General features: G+C 57.5%; 15 protein-coding genes. 12 read left to right on the top strand and 3 right to left on the bottom strand.

Annotated features, from left to right (window positions below; genetic code table 11):
- Positions 1–10: 10 nt before the first annotated feature.
- A complete protein-coding gene (locus tag ACQ66M_RS00810; RefSeq protein ID WP_430401394.1) occupies positions 11–1,210 on the bottom strand; it encodes a PepSY-associated TM helix domain-containing protein in 1,200 nt (399 codons plus the stop codon).
- 242 nt (positions 1,211–1,452) lie between these two features.
- Here ACQ66M_RS00810 and ACQ66M_RS00805 point away from each other — a divergent pair, with 242 nt between their 5' ends.
- The 9 genes from ACQ66M_RS00805 (at position 1,453) to ACQ66M_RS00765 (ending at position 14,274) form a co-directional block, all read left to right on the top strand.
- The gene (locus ACQ66M_RS00805; protein ID WP_430401393.1) at positions 1,453–3,633 is read left to right on the top strand and encodes a TonB-dependent siderophore receptor; all 2,181 of its coding nucleotides are present in this window, start codon (positions 1,453–1,455) and stop codon (positions 3,631–3,633) included.
- Positions 3,634–3,776: 143 nt separating this feature from the next.
- On the top strand, positions 3,777–6,947 hold the full coding sequence (locus tag ACQ66M_RS00800) for an amidohydrolase family protein (protein ID WP_430401392.1): 3,171 nt from the start codon (positions 3,777–3,779) through the stop codon (positions 6,945–6,947).
- Positions 6,948–7,000: 53 nt separating this feature from the next.
- Positions 7,001–7,726 carry a hypothetical protein gene (locus ACQ66M_RS00795; RefSeq protein WP_430401391.1) on the top strand — a complete coding sequence of 242 codons (726 nt, stop codon included), beginning with the start codon at positions 7,001–7,003 and terminating at the stop codon, positions 7,724–7,726.
- Between the two features lie 189 nt (positions 7,727–7,915).
- Positions 7,916–8,671, top strand: coding sequence for a helix-turn-helix domain-containing protein (locus ACQ66M_RS00790; RefSeq protein WP_430401390.1), 756 nt, complete (start codon positions 7,916–7,918; stop codon positions 8,669–8,671).
- A gap of 330 nt (positions 8,672–9,001) precedes the next feature.
- On the top strand, positions 9,002–11,128 hold the full coding sequence (locus tag ACQ66M_RS00785) for a hypothetical protein (RefSeq protein WP_350170892.1): 2,127 nt from the start codon (positions 9,002–9,004) through the stop codon (positions 11,126–11,128).
- Positions 11,129–11,155: 27 nt separating this feature from the next.
- Positions 11,156–11,776, top strand: a complete 621-nt coding sequence (locus tag ACQ66M_RS00780) for a hypothetical protein (protein ID WP_430401389.1) — start codon at positions 11,156–11,158, stop codon at positions 11,774–11,776.
- Positions 11,777–11,841: 65 nt separating this feature from the next.
- On the top strand, positions 11,842–12,333 hold the full coding sequence (locus ACQ66M_RS00775) for a tellurite resistance TerB family protein (protein WP_350170894.1): 492 nt from the start codon (positions 11,842–11,844) through the stop codon (positions 12,331–12,333).
- A 240-nt stretch (positions 12,334–12,573) separates the two neighbouring features.
- Positions 12,574–12,891, top strand: coding sequence for a hypothetical protein (locus tag ACQ66M_RS00770; RefSeq protein WP_430401388.1), 318 nt, complete (start codon positions 12,574–12,576; stop codon positions 12,889–12,891).
- Between the two features lie 9 nt (positions 12,892–12,900).
- Complete coding sequence (locus tag ACQ66M_RS00765) at positions 12,901–14,274, top strand: hypothetical protein (protein WP_430401387.1); 1,374 nt, start codon at positions 12,901–12,903, stop codon at positions 14,272–14,274.
- 441 nt (positions 14,275–14,715) lie between these two features.
- Here the strand turns inward: ACQ66M_RS00765 and ACQ66M_RS00760 are convergent, their stop codons facing one another.
- Together ACQ66M_RS00760 and ACQ66M_RS00755 are read right to left on the bottom strand one after the other, a co-directional pair.
- Entirely contained in the window at positions 14,716–15,228 is a 513-nt protein-coding gene (locus tag ACQ66M_RS00760; RefSeq protein WP_350170897.1) for a hypothetical protein, read from the bottom strand.
- An 11-nt stretch (positions 15,229–15,239) separates the two neighbouring features.
- Positions 15,240–15,512 carry a hypothetical protein gene (locus ACQ66M_RS00755; protein WP_350170898.1) on the bottom strand — a complete coding sequence of 91 codons (273 nt, stop codon included), beginning with the start codon at positions 15,510–15,512 and terminating at the stop codon, positions 15,240–15,242.
- A 153-nt stretch (positions 15,513–15,665) separates the two neighbouring features.
- On the opposite strand from ACQ66M_RS00755, the gene ACQ66M_RS00750 reads away from it, so the two are divergent.
- From ACQ66M_RS00750 to ACQ66M_RS00740, 3 genes are read left to right on the top strand one after another with little or no spacing between them, the layout of a single operon-like run.
- Positions 15,666–16,292 (top strand): hypothetical protein, encoded by a 627-nt coding sequence (locus tag ACQ66M_RS00750; protein ID WP_430401386.1) that lies wholly within the window; start codon positions 15,666–15,668, stop codon positions 16,290–16,292.
- On the top strand, positions 16,289–17,356 hold the full coding sequence (locus ACQ66M_RS00745; RefSeq protein WP_430401385.1) for a hypothetical protein: 1,068 nt from the start codon (positions 16,289–16,291) through the stop codon (positions 17,354–17,356). Before ACQ66M_RS00750 ends, ACQ66M_RS00745 begins: the two co-directional genes overlap by 4 nt.
- Positions 17,343–18,290: a hypothetical protein gene (locus tag ACQ66M_RS00740; protein ID WP_430401384.1), complete on the top strand. Its 948-nt coding sequence runs from the start codon at positions 17,343–17,345 to the stop codon at positions 18,288–18,290. Before ACQ66M_RS00745 ends, ACQ66M_RS00740 begins: the two co-directional genes overlap by 14 nt.

The following is an 18,290-nucleotide window of genomic DNA, read 5'->3' as shown; positions in this document are numbered from 1 at the left end:
GAAAGGCGGATCAGGCTTTGCCCGAGGCGGAGCTGTGAGTTTTCTTTTTGGCTGCCACACGCGGTCCGCGCCTCTTTAGCCAGAGCCAGATGCCCGTGAAGCACTGCTCTGCCGTCGCAAGACCGAGAACAAACACAAAAAAGACAGTGAGCCAGCCGCCGATTTCACCGGAGTGAAGCGGATAGACGGACCGGATCATGACCAGGCCCGCACTATCCGTATAGGGATTGACTTCATGAACCCAGTCGCCACTGACGGCGTCGAAGTAATGATAAATCGGTCCAAGATACTTGTAGTTCAGGTCCCCCGTATCACTGAAGGTCGTGCCGTAGAGGTTCCAGTTCTGGTAATACAGCATGGTTGCGGGTTTCCACTCGCTGCCCACGGCAGCTGCTTGCGATTCGGCGAGGGCCAAGGCATCGGCATAAGTCAGCACGGGAACAGCGCCTTCCGGATAGGGCGCATCAAGATGGAACAACGACTTTTCAAGCGGAGCGATCGTGGTGGCGAACGGGTCCCAGAATTCGCTGAAGAAGTTCAATGTTACGGATGTAAAGGCGAGGATGAACAGGAACGGGAATAGCCAGAGCGCGCTGGCGCGGTGGATGTCGAGCATCTGGCGCGCAAGGCTGCGCTTTGGGCTGTAGGTCCATGCTGGCCGCCAATTCTTGAAGAAGGGACCTTTGCGGGGAAGAGTGAGATAGAGGCCGATACCCGAGCTGATCAGCCAGCCGATAGCCACAAAGCCCATGAATATGCGGCCGACATCACCGACCAGAAGGTTATAATGGAGTTCAAGTATCAAGGGAATGATCTGGCGATTCGATAGGCCGGGATCAGTGCTTCGCGTGCCGGTAGCCTCGCCGCTGGCCGGGTTCAAAAACACTTCGTCATAGGCCAGCGCGGCTTCCCCCGGCTTGGGAGCGACGGTGATGACAATGTTTTCCGTGTCATCAGAACTCAGTGGGAAACCCGTGACCTGGATGCCAGGGTTAGCCGCTTCATAGAGGGCGACCGCATCGATGGGGGCGAGACGGTCTGAGGCCTCGCCAGTGTAGGTGAAAAGGTCGTCATTGGCCCACCGGTCAATTGTGGCGCGCGCGGTTAGCACGCTGCCAGTAACGGCGGCGACGAAGAGGAACAGCGCCGTTATAATGCCGAACCAGCGATGCAGTATCAGCCACGTATTCTTGGTTGCCACGCTCGCCATGGGTAGCCTCTCCCGCACTCTTCCAATAGGGACGATAGGTGGGTCTGCGGGAAACAGCCATAACGTGCCGGGTCTAAAATTGCCTCAATCGGGTCCGCCAGCGCTATTTGAACTGCTGGAAGGCACAGTTTGGCCAATTAGGGACAGTTCCAGACCCAAAGCCGAAATACAAACTTTCCATGAAATGCTATTCGATACATGGTTCGCATTGGGCGAACCAAGACGCAGCAGGGGTGCAAGTCATGGTGCCAAGACAACGCCAATCGGCAAATGGAAAATTTTTCAAGGCCACGCTTCTCGGCGCGGCAGCAAGCCTCTCGGCACTTGCGCCCACGGCGCTTGCCCAGGAAGCAGATGAAGATGCAGCGAGTATTCAGGAAACCATCATTGTTATTGCGCCTGAATATGTTGCGGAAGATGGTGGGACGGCCAATAAAGCCAACATTCCGCTGATCGAGACACCCCAGTCGGTGTCCATCATCACGCGCGACCAGATAGACCTGCTGGCCTTCATCGATGCCCAGCAGGCGGTGCGCTACACCGCAGGGGCATTCGGCGAGAATTATGGCCCGGACCTGCGCTTTGACTTCGTGACCGTGCGCGGCTTTACGCCGAAACAGTATATTGATGGTCTGGCTGCACCTGTTTCGACCTCCATCCAGAGCGTTGGTCTCGACCTTTACGCCTTTGACTCCTTTGATGTGCTCAAAGGGCCAGCTTCAGCGCTATATGGTAGCTCTCCTCCAGGCGGCCTCTATAACCAGATTTCTCGGCGCCCGAGTGACGCGTTTGGCGGTGAAGTGCAGGCGAAACTCGGTACAGAAGATTACAAGCAGGTCGCAGGAACGGTTCATGGTCCGCTGAGTGAAACGGTAAGCTACTCGCTGACCGGGTTGTATCTTGATCGCGGTGCGGAGCGCGATGATGTGTCTGCCGAACGCCTTCTCGTGGCCCCGGCGGTCGCCTGGGAGATTAGCCCGGCGACCAAGCTGACCGGGCTTGGCTATTTCCAGTCTGATGAAGTCCGGGGTGACACCAACGGCTTCTTGCCCGTTTACGGTACATTGCTGCCCAACCCTCTGGGAAAGATTGACCCTTCGACCAATCTTGGCGACCCGAACAACCTTTTCGAGCGTGATCAATGGGGTGCGGGCTACGAATTTTCTCACGCGCTCTCTGATGGGGTGACTTTCATCTCGAACCTGAAAGTCAGCGAGTATGAAGAAGAGACCCCCACCGGAATTTATGGTGGCGGCGGGCTGGTCGATGCTGATTTCGATGGCACCCCGGACGACTACCGCACGGTTCAGCAGTACAACTTCTCCTACAGGGAATCGGTTGAAAGCCTGACGACGGACAACCGGTTCGACATTTCGCTCGATTCAGGCGGCATTACGCATGATATCATTGGCGGTATTGATTACCGGCGTGTGGAGAACAAGGCGGATTTCGGGTTTATCTTTGCGGGTCAGATCGATCTGTTCAATCCTGTCTATCCGGTACAGGCGACGCTGGAGCCTGGATATCCGTCTGCCTTCAACAACCAGACCTTGAAGCAGACGGGCATCTACGTTCAGGACCATATTGGCTTTGGGAAATTCTTCCTGACCGCCAGTGCGCGGCAGGATTGGGTAACCGTTGAGAATAACACGACGAGTGCGGAGCAGGAACAGGATGCGCTAACCTACCGGATTGGCGGCAATTACATTTTTGACAATGGCGTCGCGCCCTATATCAGCTATGCGACATCGTTCGAGCCTGTTCTGGGCATCGACTCGGTCACCAGTCAGGAATTTGAGCCGAGCGAAGGCGAACAGGTCGAGGCGGGTGTAAAGTATGACGCGCGCGGTCTGCCGGATGGTTACAAACTGTTCCTTACGGCAGCAGCCTACCAGATCAAGCAGCAGAATGTCGTCAGCACGGCGCCTTCTGTCACGCCTGTGTTTGGTACGCAGACGGGCGAGGTCGAGGTCAATGGGGTCGAGTTTGAGCTCGTCAGCCGGATCAATGACCAGCTCTCGATCAATGCGTCGCTCAGCCTCACCGATAGCGAAGTGGTCGAAAGCTCCACGCCTCAGGAAGTGGGGGCCGAACTGCCAGTGACACCTGAGCAGAAAGCCTCGCTCTTTGTGGATTACACAGTCAAGAGCGGCATGTTTGCCGGCTTCGGTATTGGCGGTGGCGTGCGCTACACAAGCGAAAGCCAGGGTGGTTTGCCCGGCCCGTTCGCGCCGGTGATCTATACGGGCGAAGCGTCGACGCTGTTCGATGCAATCATCCGCTATGACACTCAGGATTGGCGCTTTGCTATCAACGGCTCGAACATTTTCGATGAAGAGTATGTGGCGCGTTGCTCTGGCCCGGCTGGTTGCACCTATGGTGCCGGTCGCCAGGTTATTGCGACGGTAACGCGCAAGTTTTGATCTGCAAACGGTATGGATACCGAATGTTTCGTATAAAGCCAGGAGGGTGCCGAAGCGTCGCTTCGTTCCGTGCGAGCCTGATGGCTGCGGCACTCTTCATAGGTCTGTCCTCCTGCGCTACGCCGACGCAGGAGGCAGATCCGATGTTTGAAGACGCTCCTTCTGCTACAGCTGGCATCACAGGCAAACGGGACAAGCTTTTGGGTAAGCCCGGTCAGGCGCTGCCGATGCAGCCGGTGCGCGCGATCTCCTTCGACACAGATGAAGGCTCTCTGTTGTCACTGGATGTGTCTCCAAAGGGCGACATGCTGGTGTTCGATATGCTGGGGGATATCTACACGCTGCCAGTGACGGGTGGCAAGTCGATGAGGCTTACTTCGGGCATGGCGTTCGATGGCCAGCCGGTCTGGTCGCCCGATGGTGAGACGATCCTGTTTGTCAGTGACCGCTCCGGCGCTGAGAATCTCTGGCTTATGGACGCGGATGGCAACAATCGTCGCCAGATAAGTCTGTATGACGACAATCCTGTATTCATATCACCGGAATGGGCACCGGATGGGCAAAGCATCATCGTTACGCGCTATTGGGCGGATCGAAATGCCTATGAGTTGTGGCAGTTCCTGCCCATAGTTGGCGATATGGGCGAAGTTCTGCGCTCTACGCGGGCCGAGAACGGCAGCGATACGAGTATTAACTCGCTGGGTGCTCGATTTTCACCGGATGGAAACACCATTTATCTGGCCTCGCTTTCTGAGGGTGACCCGGAATTCAATGCACTATCGGCCTGGGGCATTACACGGTTTGATCCGGAGACGGGTGAAGAGACGGTTATCGTGCCTGCAGGCGTGGAAGGTGAAAGCACAGTGCCGAACTTCCGGCCGGCCATCTCACCGGATGGCCAATATCTCGTGTTTGGAGAGCGCCGCGAGGGCGTGACTCAGCTCAAAGTGAAGCATCTGGGAAGCAGTGTGTTGCGTACGCTCGCTGAAATTGACCCGGACATGATCCTTGCGGGGCTGACGAATGATGCCATTGCGCGTTATGATTTTTCGTCAGACGGGAAGGCCATATATGTCAACCGGCAGGGGCGAATTGACCGTGTGATGCTGAAGAGCGGAGAGGCTCAAACAGTTCCGTTCACGGCCGATGTATCGCAGAAGCTCGGGCCGCTGGGGCGGCATCCGGCAATCATCGAAGAAGGGCCAGTCCGCGCGCGACTGATCCAGTCGCCGGAACTCTCGCCTGATGGCAAGACCCTCGCCTTCACCGCGCTGGGGCGGTTGTTCTTGAAGGCGCTCGATGGCGGCCAGCCGCAGCCTGTGCGTCCGCCAGGCGTCACAGGCTACCATCCTTCCTGGTCTGAGGATGGGTCTGCGCTCGCCTTTGTGAGCTGGTCGAAGGAAGCCGGTGGCGATGTCTGGATCGCGACACCTGATGGACGTTTCGCGCGCACGCTAAGTTCCGATTCTGCCTTTTATACGCACCCTGTTTTCACGCCTGATGGGCGTTCGATTGTGGTCGTGCGCTCGCCAGCTGAAACGCGACGGCGGACCTATATGGAATATGGTCAGTGGCGCGAGGCCGAGTTGGTGCTGATGCCGCTCGATGGATCGGGGGCGCGCGTGTTTGCCACTGGCCGTATGGGTGGTACGCCGCATTTCGCTTCAAATCCCGATGAGGTTCTGATCAACACTGGCGACGGTGTTGAGGCCATTTCTTTGGCTGATGGCGCGCGCCGTGTGGTGACGCAAGCTGTCGGGCCGGGCTGGTACTTTTCTGAAGGATCAGCGGCCGCCGATGATCTGCGTGTTTCACCCGATGGTCAGTGGGCACTGGCGCAGATTGCCCAGCAGCTGCATCTCTATCGCATCGCCATCCCCGGAGAGGTGTTTGACCTGTCTAACCCTACCGGGATGCATGTTCAGTTGACGAATATCGGTGCGGATTATTTTGGATGGAGTGAAGACGGGCAGGACATCTACTGGTCGCTTGGCGCTACGCTGCGCCGCATACGCCTGGAGGATGTAGCTTTTGAGCGAGGTAGCGCGGAGACGGGGGCCAGCCGCGTCGATATTGCGATAATGGCAGAGCGCGATCGGCCGAAGGGCCGCGTGCTTCTGATCGGCGCAAATGTCGTGCCGATGAGTGACCGCGCGGCACCCGGAACAGTCCTGGTAAATCATGACATCCTCATCGAGAATGGCCGCATCGCCAGGATCGCGCAGGCCGGAGAGATTGGGGCTGAGGATAATGTCCTGGTCGTCGATGTATCTGGCGCTTATGTCATTCCAGGTTTGATCGACGCGCATTACCATGTCGCGGACATTCGCCGGGATGTTCTCGATTTCGATGTATGGGGATTGAAGGCCAATCTGGCTTTCGGGGTGACGACCTTGTTTGATCCTTCGTCGCTTTCTATCGACATGCTTACCTATCAGGATCTGATTGAGGCCGGTGATGTAGTTGGATCGCGTCTCTTTACAACCGGCCCTGCGATCTTTGACTTCAACGACTTCCGGTCAAAGGATGAAGTTGTCGCGGTCCTTCGCCGCTACCGTGACTATTACCGGGTTTCGAATCTCAAACAGTATCGCACAGGCAATCGCCGGGTGCGCCAGTGGGTGGCTGAGGCGGCCAATGAAATTGGGCTTTCAGCAACAACAGAAGGCGCGCTTTCCTACCGGTTTGGCCTGACGGCTATTCTGGATGGGTTTTCGGGCGTTGAACACGGTATTCCGCCGATAGACCAGCACAGGGATTTCGTGGAACTTCTGGCCCGGAGCGGAACCAGCAGTACCCTGACACTGATGATCACGCATGGCGGGTTGCCAGCAGACCGTGTTTTCATCGCGCGCGAAGATGCATTTAATAATGAAAAGTATGCCAGTTTTGTTCCCGAATGGTTTCGTGAGATGCGGTTCCGGAATGTACCGGCGGCGCCGCTCTGTGACTATACGTTCGGCAAAGTAGGTGCCAGCAGCCTGACGGTTCATCGCGCCGGTGGGCTGGTCGGTCTTGGCGCGCATGGAGACGTTCCCGGCCTGGGCACTCAATGGGAGATTCAGGCCTACGTTGAGAGCGGGTGGACGCCTGGCGAAGCTCTCTGGGCGGCGACCATGGGCAGCGCCAGGACGATTGCGCGCGATACCGCACTTGGCAGTCTCGAAACAGGAAAATTCGCCGATCTCGTGATCCTCAATACAAATCCGTTGGCGGATATAAGGAACACGCTCGATATCCGGTATGTAATGAAAAACGGACGGCTTTATCAGCCAGAGACACTCGCTGAAGCGGATGGGGCGGCGAGCCAGTAACGCGGTTGCCACCGCAAATGAAATTTCAACAAATGCCTTCAGGAGTAACGAAAGTGACCCTTACACGAACCCTATTGTCTGCGACGACCCTCCTGACTTTTCCGCCGCTCGTCGCCGAAGCAAGCGAGAGACGTGTGTTTGTGGATGTGGGCACCGTTTCGGCGCTGCATGATCGGGGTGAGCAGATCGGGCGTGAGGTTCTGGAATTTGGTGCTGGCGTTGAGATGGACGTGCAGGAAGCGACTGTTTACGGCGCGTTCTATCGTTTGCTTCCCTTTGGCGGTGAACAGGAAGCTTTTGATGACGAAGCAGACTATACACTGGGCGTTGCCTGGGAGGGGCGCGGTTATAGCGCTGATGCTTCGGTCAATTTGCTGACATTTCCGGGGGAAGATGCCGAGTCGAGCGTGGAGCTCGCGGGTGCTGTGACACTTGATGTGCCATTGGTACCCACACTGATTGGCTTTTATGACGTCGACATCGAAGACCGGGGGCTGGAATTGTCCGCAGGACCCGAATGGGATGCTGGTTCATGGAGCCTCTACGCGATTGGCCGCGCGGGTTTTGTTCATCCGGGTGACGGGTCTGCCCATCGCTCCTATGGCGGGGTTGAGCTCGGCGCTACGCGTCCGGTGTCGAACTTTATTGAATTGGGATTGTTCGCGCGTGCGGATGTTGCGGATGAAGACGCCTTCGCGCGCCGCATCGAGCGCGGTAGTGTCACCTCCTTCACCACTTCAGGGATTGCGGCAGGGGTCAGCTTCTCATTGACCCACTGACGGTATCGTTTCACACCGCTGGGGTGATCGTTTCGGTCAGGCTTCGAGCATTGGCTGCCTTAATATTGGCCCACGGCGTTCATGCAGGTCATATTTTTGCTGATTTGGGCCACTAAATCAGTCATAATCTTGTCACAGGAAGGGACGGTGACATCATCAACGGGTGTTATGCAGTCCCGAAAGGACAGGATGAAAAGCACCCATCAGCTCGATCTCGGCCGTCGTCCCGTTGTGGCCCTGGCGGATGAATATCCGTCTGGATTCGTCGATGCGGCGCATTCTCACGAGCGTATTCAGCTGCTCTATGCGTGCTCTGGTGTGATGTCTGTTGTCACGGACAAGACGAGCTTCGTCATTCCGCCTCAACGCGCCGTGTGGATTCCAAGCCTGGTGGAGCATGAAGTATCCTGCCGTGGGGCGGTATCGCTGCGCACGCTCTATATTGATCCAAGGTACGAGCGAGACGATCCGGACTGTCATATTGTTGAGGTTGGCCAGCTGCTCCGGGCCCTGATCCTTGAGGTTACCCAGTTCGAACATGAGTACGACCTTCACGGCCGGGAGGGGCAGATTGTCAGTCTCCTTTTCAGCGAGCTGTTGGCGTCCCCAAAAGTCCCTTATGCGGCACCAATGCCGATGGACCCGCGCCTCGTCCGGGTATGCAGGGAGATCATCGAGCATCCAGCTGACCAGCGCGACATTGACCAATGGGCTGATATTGCGGGCATGAGCCGGCGCAGCTTCACGCGCGCCTTCAAACGGGAAACGGGCATGGGCGTGGCGCTTTGGCGCCAGCAGGTGCGTCTGCTCGAGGCGTTGTCACTGCTCTCGACAGGGGCTAGCGTCACCAGTGTCGCAATGGATGTGGGCTATGATAGCGCGAGCGCATTCTGCGCGATGTTCCAGAGGGCCTTTGGAGTGTCTCCTAGCCGGTATTCGTTCTGAAACTCTACGTCTGGCGCGGCGGGTCAAACGCGTGCCGTCGATTGTCGGGAACGAGTTACTTGTACTTCTCGCTTGCAATTCTTTATCTCCCTTCAGGCCGCGCCAGACCGTACGATATTCAGTCAATTTCAGCTTGATGGCTTTCTCGCCATTGCCTGCTGGCGGCGAAAAATGGCGTCACATTAGCGTAGCAGGATCAGTCGAGCCTGCTTCGGATAGACCCTGAAGAGGCATTCTGAGCTGGTTTTTGTCGCATTTGGAGTTTTGCGTTGACCTTGGTGCGCACTCAGCCATTATGGTTAGCGCAAGGTAGCCAGAGGGGGAATTCCGGTGACCAAGTGCGAACGAGACGTGGGACAAGTGCATATCGGGATTGCGATGCTCGGACTTTTGTTCGCGCTTGCGATGCCTGCCTATGCTGCGCCGTCAACGGCAGGTTGCCTCGAGATCGCTGCCCCTGAATCGTCAATCAGCCTGCAGTGCGAGGGGGTGGCAGCGAGCCCCAGTTTGAAGGGTTATGAGGCGGGCATTGCGTCATTCAATGCCGCGCGTGCCTATCTGAGCCAGGCTCACGGCGCGAGCAATTCCGCCAGTCATTTCGCCAAAGCGGCTGAGCTTTTGAATACGTCCTTCAACAGGTTGACTGACGCAGCTCTGCTGAGCCCTGACCGGGCGACACTGGGATTCAGCAAGAAGGAATGGAGGAAGTGGCAAAAGGCGCCCCTTACGGGGTTTCGCTTTGAACGGTCGCTTGCCTATGCAAGCGCACTGGAGGGGCTCGCAAATGCTGTGCCTTTCATCGCGACCAATGTGTGCTCAAGCCAGCAGGATTGCCGCAGCAAGGCACTGACGCAGCTGGCAAGCGAAGACATTGCGGCGCCTTTCGCCTCCCGCGGGTCTGCACAGGGCGACTGGCGGTACAATGAATTCTATTTCCGCCGTGGCGCGCTTTATCAGTCTCGGGGACAATTGGCCGATACCGATATGGCCATCGAAGACTACAAGACGGTGCTCAGCAGCCGACGCGCTGAACGCAAGGCAAATGCTGCAACGGCGCTCGAAGCGCTGGCACTGAGCATTGCAGATGAAAATCGTGCGCGGGGCGGCATGTCTCTCGCCCAGGCAGTCAAATATTATACTGTTGCCCTTGTCGCCAAGCCCGACAGCGGGCGGGCGCACATGGGTCTGGGCCAATCCTATTTGCAGCTTTGCCGTGATGCGACGACAACGCCAGCGCAACGAGTGACTGATTGCTTGTCTGCGCGCAACGCATTTGAGACGGCCAAGGGGCTCACTGGGGCGGACCAGACCCTTGTCTTCCTTGGGCTTGGGGAATCGCTCTCTGTGGCAGCTACGGAACTGGCCAAGGTAAATCCGGGAGACAGCAACATACTGCTCTACAAACAGGGCTCTGTTGACGCCTACGCGCAGGCTGCAAGTGGAAGCGGTGGTAATGCAAATGCGCAGTTGCTGCTGGCGAACGCACTGAAAGCAACCCAGCCTGACCGGGCGAGCGAGGCTTACCGGCAATATGTCGCGATGAAGCTGGCCTATACGGACTGGATTGCTGCGGACTGGCAGTCGCCGGTTGGGCCTCTGTTTCTGCAGAAGACGAATGCGCTGCCTACGATGGAAGATCGGCGCAACGTCGCTGAGGCGATCATGGCTCTTTACGAAACGCGATCTGCGACAAGCGGGTTGCGTAAGGACATTGCGCTCAGTCTTTTGAATGCGGCACTGGCCGCCCAGCCGTCGCTGATTGAGGCCTCGCTGAAAGCTGGGCGGCTTCATCTTGCACCGCCCGCGAACTGGGCGGGGGCAAACACGGCGTTCCTGAACGTGGTGAACGCCACTGGCGGGCCAAATGGCCCCCCATCCGTTGGCCGCGAGAAAGAGCGTGCCGAAGCCTTCTACGAACTTGGCCGCGCAGAGGCATTGAAAGCAAGCTCAGGCACACGTGCGCAGACCAGCGCAGCCGGCATCAAATACGCCCGGGATGCAGTTTCACTGGATGGTTCCGAGATTCGCTACAAAAAGGCGGCGTGCCTGTCCTATATTGTGACCTTCAAGCCAACTGCAGCAGATCCGGGCAATGCAAGCTGGTGTTCAGGTATTGGCGGCGCGGATGGCCAGTTTCTTCTTGGAATGTATTATCTGCGGATCGCGCAAACGGCACCAATGTCACGGCGGAACGCCTTGCGCGATGAAGCCCAGAGCGCATTCATTCAGGGCAAGGGCCTCATTGGCCAGCCTGCGGCTGGTACACCTGTAACGGTTTTCGAGAGCGATTGGCCCAGAGCGCCAACAGCAATGTCGATCGCGACCTTGCTTGAGTTTGGCAGGGCGAAGGCGATTGCGTGCAACGGCGCGTCAGTGAACCTTGCTTTGCCGCCAGCCGATGTGAATGCCGCTGCAAGTCAGTTTGATTTTTTCCAGGTTGGAGCATGCACGCGTTAGTGCAAGATATTTCAGGAGTGAACAAAAATGAACATCGTCAGGTCTGAGGGGCTTCCACGTGGAAGCATGCCAACAGTGTTCGAGGAGCGGACACTTTTCCCCCCGCCACAGGCGCCGGTCATTGATGCACAGTTTTCAAAGAACCGGAGCGGGTCTGTCGTACCCATTCTGATTTTCCTCTTTATGCTCGTGCCTTGCGCCGGGCTTGGCTACCTTGTTTGGCAGAGTACCGGCCAGGTGCAACAATTGCAGACCCAGCTTGATACGATCGAAGCGAAGAGCGGCGAGGCGATGACGGCCGACTTTAACTCTCAGATCGCAGCGCTTACCGCTGACCGCGATGCACTGCGTGTCGAGGTCGAGACAATTGGCGATAGCCAGGAAATGTTTAATGAAAATATTGGCCGGCTCGTAGGGGAGAGTGCTGCGCTGATTACGGAAATCGAAGAGTTACTGGCGGATCAGCGCAGGGGCGGTGCACCAATACCTGCCGAGTTGAAGACGATCCCGGAAACATGGGACGATGCGGCCATCGAGATTCTTCAGAAACACGTCGACGCCCTCAGGGCACACAAGGTAAAAGTCATTGGCCCGCGCCCGGTCAAGCCGAAGCCGGTCGAGGGTACGATTTCCGGAACGCCGCAATAGAATACAGACCAATCAGTGTGTCGCAGCTTGGCGACGGCTGAGATACAACAACCAGGAAGACCGACATGAGCGACGTACAAATCATCTTCGCGCCGACAACGACAGAGAAGGAAAAGCCCCTTGATCTCAATGACATCTGGGGCGAGGGGTTCCCGCCGGACACCGACTGGAGCATTCCGGAAGCCTACATGGCCCTCATTCTGTCGGCAGCCTTTGCCGATGGCGAATTAGCCCCTGAAGAGCGTCAGGAAATCGCTGCGCTGGTCATGCGTTCGCGCACAATGAAACGCCTCGATCAGGCTGAACTCGCGAAGGTCAATGCGATCGTGAATGAACGGTTGCAGGCTCGCCCAGAAGGTCTCAAGGAAGCCTGCGGTTCCCTGCCAAACGAAATGCGTCTGTCTGTATTCGCTCACTGCGTTGACATTGTGCTGGCGGATGGCGAACTTCGTCAGGCTGAGGCTGACTTTCTCAATCAAGTAACGGCATTGATGCGCCTCGATGCCGAGAAGGCAAAGCAGGTGCTAACCGTCATAATGCTGAAAAACCGTTATTGATGCAGCATCAGCGCCGCCGGGTTGGCAGGACTGAGCATGGAGAGAGATTAGGCTTTCTGTCCAGTATTTGGACTTAAAGTTTTGAGGCTGAAGCGGGATGAAGTGTATCTGATTGGGTAAACGAGGATGATACCAGCGTCGAATGGACAAGAGGCGGAAGAAGGGGATATCGCAGTCCTCGCAGCGATCCTTCAGCAGGAGCGCAAGGGTCATTGTCATATTCGGTCGCTATGCTTTGGCATGTTCGTCTTCAGCTTTGTGCTCCTGCTCTGCGCGATGGGCGTTATTGGTTTTTCCTTTATCGCCAGCACGCCGGGTGGAGATGACCGGGCCTCTCCCATGATCCTGCAGGTGCTCGCGCCGCTGTCCGCTGCGATGATTGGTTTTTTCGCCAGCTGGTGTGCGGCACACAATTGCATCAACTCGATTGATCGCTCGCTCTATGCTGCGCAGGCTAAGCGCTACAAGCTCTTCGAAGGTTTTGTCCGTGAACTCCAGTGCGCGAGCAAGAAGAAGCGAAGTCTCCTGTTGGACATGGTTGGGTCAATCGTAGCATAGGACGGAACCATGTCGGACTCAGCTGATCGGCAATTGATCGAACTCGTATCGCGCGAGCAACGTGGCCTCAGGCATATACTTGTTGCCGGCATTACGACGCTTGTTCTCGTCGTCATGATGTCGGCGGGGCTTGGCGTCTATTATTATGTTGTTGCCAAAGATCTTTCGGTCAAATCAGAACGCCTGACGGCCGACTCTGACCGGCTCGAGCGGCATGCATTCACGATGAGGCGCGATATCGATCAACAGAACAATCGTGTCGCCGCCCAGGAAGCCGCCATCCGCCGGGCGTATGATGAAATGCGCCAGATGTATGCGGGGTCCGTGGGGGAGCAGGCGCTCGACCGGGCGCTGCCGGTGGTTGCAGACTACCTCGAACGCGGGCGTCACTCTCTCGCCGATGAGCGATTGATCGAGATACAGTCAGCCAAACCGGGTGGTGGCTCCGAGGGAGCCCTGCTGAAAGGCGCCGCCGGTCTTCTGGGCTGGGAACGCAGCGGTGCGCAAATCAAGAAAGATGACGCCGGATTGCCGGAGCAACTCAAACTCGCGCAGGAGTCCTTCAATGCGGCCCTGACTGACCCGGCATTGCGATCACTTGCGCAGACGGGCCTCGCCTGGATCAGCTTCATGGAAGCCTCATCCCTGCGCTCGAGTTACGCGTTGGCGGACTGCCAGGCGGTGGACGCGTCTGTGGGGCAGATTGGAACTGACGATGCGCTTGGCCTCCAGCCGCTTTACTGGCGAGCTCAGTGTAACCGCAAGCTTGGGCGGACGCGGGAAGCACTCAGCGACTATTCCCTCGCCCTCAACCGGGTGGATCCAGCAGCAGAAGACGCACCGGATCCTGCTGAACAGCTGATCCAGATGAATGCCTTTCACGGTCTGGGCACTGTCTTGATCACGACCGCAGACCTGCCGCCTGATGCAGAGGTCGACGCGGCCCGCGCGCTCGCAGAACGGGTATGCGGTTCGGGCGATGCTGGAGACGGATCGACCTTGATGAAGCTCACGCGCGCCTGCCTCGACAAGGCGATCGCATTGAGAATTGCGCTCGGCCAGACCGAAAACCAGCAGAGCGGATCGGCTGAAAACATTAGCTTCACCTACCTGCGTGACGGCGACTTTCAAGGGGCATTGGCGCACTCGAAGCAAATAGAAAAGACAGGATTGTTTGCCTGGAATGAGCTGGTCCGCGCTCTGTCGGCCGAAGCCGTCGGAGACGAGGATGTGGCGCGCGAGGCCAGGCGAAACGTATCCATGTTTGCACCCGAAAGCTTCAATGTCTGCGAATTGCGGGCATTGATGACCCCGGAAGTCTACGAAAATGCGCGCGCTCTGATTTCGAGTGAGCACGAGGGCTTTGTCGTCGCGTGTGATTAGAAGGTCACTAGTGCGTCAGGCGCACGGCTCTCAGGGACCCGCGATGGTCGTCCCCGGTAGCTTGTATTCCGTGAGAGCACCAGACTCCCTCAGACGGACTTATCGATTGCCCTTCCCGGATCCATTCAGGGCATGAGCTGCGCTTGGGGGCCTCGACGTTCCTGAACCAACACCGATTGGCGGTGATCGGCTAAGGGGTCTGTCCTTGGCGGCGAAATAGCCAAGAAGCGGTACTCCAACATAGCTACATGGGAATCCGCTCCACGATCATTATGCGTACGCTGGGACCAGACCTGCCATTGGCCTTCAGTCACTTCTGATGCCTGCGTGACCACCCTGAGTGCCAAGGCGGCCAGGTGTTAAGTCCCAGCGCGGACAAGAAACTAAATGCAATGCCCAGATCACTTTCACCACCTTTCGTATGGATCCTTCCTGGTGATCTCAAGGCTTTGGCATGGTGAGTATCTGGACGGCGCGCGTATCGCCATTTTCCATGACGCTGAAACTCGCCATTCTGTCGTCCTTTTCCAAGCTGATCCGGGCCATGTGTGGCATTGATGAGTCCGAATCCATCACGGTCCATCCATCCGCTGTCAGACGGTCGCGGATATTTGAGATAATGTCCTCTTTTGAAGATTCCGACAGGGCCTGCACACTGTGGCTACCGGGCAGGGGGGAGCCTGTGGCAATGATATCCCAGGCGGCAGGAAGCTCGATGTCGTCTGGAAAGCCTGACGGCAGATCGAGGTTGCGTCCAACCTGGCCGCCGCCCGCATTGATGACGATCTGCTCAGTTTCGCCTTCGCCATTCAGCGAGACATCCGCATCGATCCCGTGGCGGGCAGCGGCGTCCTCCATCGCTTTCTCCTGGCTCCTGTTGCTGTCACCTCCACCGCATGCAGCCATGAGACCAGTCGCCAGTGCGATGGCAAGTATTCCTGTTCCGGTTTTCATTCGTCTTTCCCTTATCCTAATCGACAACAGTGAACGTATCGCGCGCCAATACCTGATGCTGCAGGCCGGTGGCGTTGGTCTTCGTGCAGGCCGCGCACAAGGCCCTCGACAGTATCCTTGGCAATGACGATTTTGTTGGTACCGTCGATTTGTCCCCACATCGAACCGGATGCATCAAGAATGAGGATCGTGTCATCCAGTGGTGTCGCATCGTCGGCAATGGCCGAAAGGCAAAGGCCAGCCGCAAGCACTCCACTAGCCGCGAGCATTTTGATTAGCGCCATTGATCCGTGCCCTCACGTTTATTTCTGTCCCCAGACAAGTTTAAGCATTCGGTCGCCGGCGGCAATGGTCAACTGGTACAGATGACCCAGTATTTTCCTCGTCAATAGGTGGTAGTGTGAGGACTGGATTGGGGATGGTAAGAGGAACTATTCATGAAATACCTGGCATGCCTTTCACTTGCTTTCATGGTTGGCGCGACTGGTTCGGCCGATCAGCTGCCATCGAAGGTCCGTTCCGGTGCCTATATCGAAATGATCGCGCAGCGTGGTGTTGAGTGTGGGCATTTAAGTCAATGGGAAAGCCTGTCCCTGCGGGCAATGGCCTTGCAGGATCGCGAAGGGTGGTCGCAGGCGCATGTCGAATCACTGAAGACAGAGACTGCGAAACGTGTCGCTGAAACAGAATGCGACGCTGAGATGCTGACACTCTGGATAGAGGGGGCCCGAAAGGGTTTCGACATAGAAATGCTGCCACCCTATCTGGTTGCCTACAAGACACTCAGCAGGATGAAAGATCCACCCCACGCATTTTCTGCAGTCGCCCTGCGTCTGGACAAGGAGCCAGTCATATCCGTCATTGACGCAAAGCTGGCTGAACTCGCGGCAACCGGACGGCCTGCGGAGGGCGGCAAGACTTGGCCGGACTATATCGAGTACACAGGCGAGGCCATACTGAAACTCACGCAACAGCTGGAAGGCGAAGGTGGCGATCAGGCTGCAGCCTGGATTGCGCAGTCGGCGCGGATCGTCGAGACATGGTATGAGGAGGAGATCCGATGAGGCCGCTCGCCTTTGCTTTATTGCTAGCGATTTTGACTTCGCTGCCCGCTTTCGGCCAGGTCTGCGAACCGACTGCGGAAAGTCATGCTGTGCGGATCGTTGGGCAGGACAGGCAAGGCGCGTCGGTGGCGGACTTTCCGGAAGTGGCGGGCGACAGGAGCTTTTACCAGACGCTTGGCAATGGCTGGGTGTTCGCTTTGATGCGGGTTGAGAACGGCTGGTCGATAAGACTCTATGAGAAAGAACCTGTCGGTTCCGCTGTTGATCTTACATCTCTCACCCCGCCCCTTCGCGGTGCGGCAAACCCTCGGGATATCCTGGGCTGGCACTTCCGGAACAAGGCTAATACCGCGCCCAACACAGGCGATGTCAACGCGCCACAAGAGTTGCGCGCATTTGTCATTTCGCCGGGCCTGCAGGGAACCGCCGGGTTGCGCGCGTCGGATGGTGTGCAAATGCCTGGCCCTGAAGACGGTATTGGCTGGTTGAAAGTGATCGATTTCGGGCTGGCGAATCCCGTGACGGGCACGCCAGCCAGCATGAACTGGTTGAAGTTCGATGCCTGTCTGTCATGGCCGCGAACAGATGATGAGGCAGCTCACCTGGTGGACCGGGCGAGCCTCGACTTTGTCGATGAGGAGAAGGAGGCATTCGGTAGTTGCGGCCTCGACCTTGAGACATACGATCTCAGTGCCCGGTTCCTGCCGCGCACGCTGGGCGGAGATCTGGATAGCGACGGCGTGCTGGATGAAGCCGCACAAGTGCGTCGCATCTCCGACGACCAGCGCGGGATAGCGATTTGTCGCTCCGGCACAAGGCTGGAGGTCCTGGGTTTCGAAAGCTCCCCGAGGGGTGATGTACGGACAGGATATGCTGGTCAGGCCGAGGCCTGGCAATGGATATCGCCTGGTGGGAGCGTGCCGCTCCACATTACCGGCTACGACCTTCCCGAGGCAGACGGAGATATGCTCGTCCTCGAGCGGATCGAAAAGGAGGCGGTGCTGGTCTACTGGCAATACGGACAAATGAAGATGGAGAGGCTCTACCATCATGTCGAGCCTTAGGGGCCTGTTCGTCGTTTTCTCGGTTTGCGCATTTGCAGACAGCGCTTACGCCGCGCCTGCGTGCCAGTCGGACTGGATGTTTACCGCTACGCCCATCGAAGGTGTTGTCTTTGGCACCAATCTTTTCCGCGCAGAACTTGCAGAGGGGCTTTCCTTCACGCTTCAACCGGATGAGTCGGGCTGGCATGTCGAAATGAGGGGTCAAGGCGGTGAAGTCATCCCGTCTCGGCCCGTTGCGCGCGGTATTCCGCCGGTCCGGGGCGAAAACAATCCGACGGAAAGCTTCATCTTTGGGCCAGATGTGTTTGAACCGGCCCACAATCGGGAACTGACCGTGCCTGGCAACCCGCATAATGCAGCGACGGTCGAGCCGTCTCCGGGAAAGCAGGGGCAGGGCTGGCTTGCTGTCACAGACCAGGCGTTTGCGGAAGGTGAGGCGTCGCGCAAGGTGTATATGGCCTTCGAGGGCTGCGTTGCATGGAATGACGGGCCGCGTGAACCCGTCACATCTCATTATCCAACACCAGAAGACCTCGCGAATTTCCCGGATTGGGTCGTCACGGCTTTCGAGGATTGCGGCCTTCCCGAGACGATGTTGTTGTCCGGGCGTATGCCGCGCCCCGGTTCCCGCCAGCGGGCCTGGCTTGAGCCGGACCTCGACGGCGACGGACGCCATGATCTTGTCGCGCTGGTGGACCGGCCGGAAGGCAATCAGTCCGGTCTTGTGGTCTGCCAGCAGGCGCAGAAGACGTTGACATTGGTGGGTTTCACTTCCGGGACGGATTCCGCGCCGCTATCGAGCGACTTTCTGGCAGAGGTCGATTGGTGGTTGATTGATGGCCGCACCGTCGTGATCGGAATTGAAGGCGCGGCGAGCCAGATTGTCTATCTGGACCAGGCGGGCACACTTATGAGCCGTTGGGCTGTGGACTGA

The organism is Hyphomonas sp. (assembly GCF_965284475.1).
Lineage (GTDB): Bacteria > Pseudomonadota > Alphaproteobacteria > Caulobacterales > Hyphomonadaceae > Hyphomonas.
Note: the sequence above shows the minus strand (reverse complement) of the source record. Positions and strands in the feature narration are given on the sequence as shown.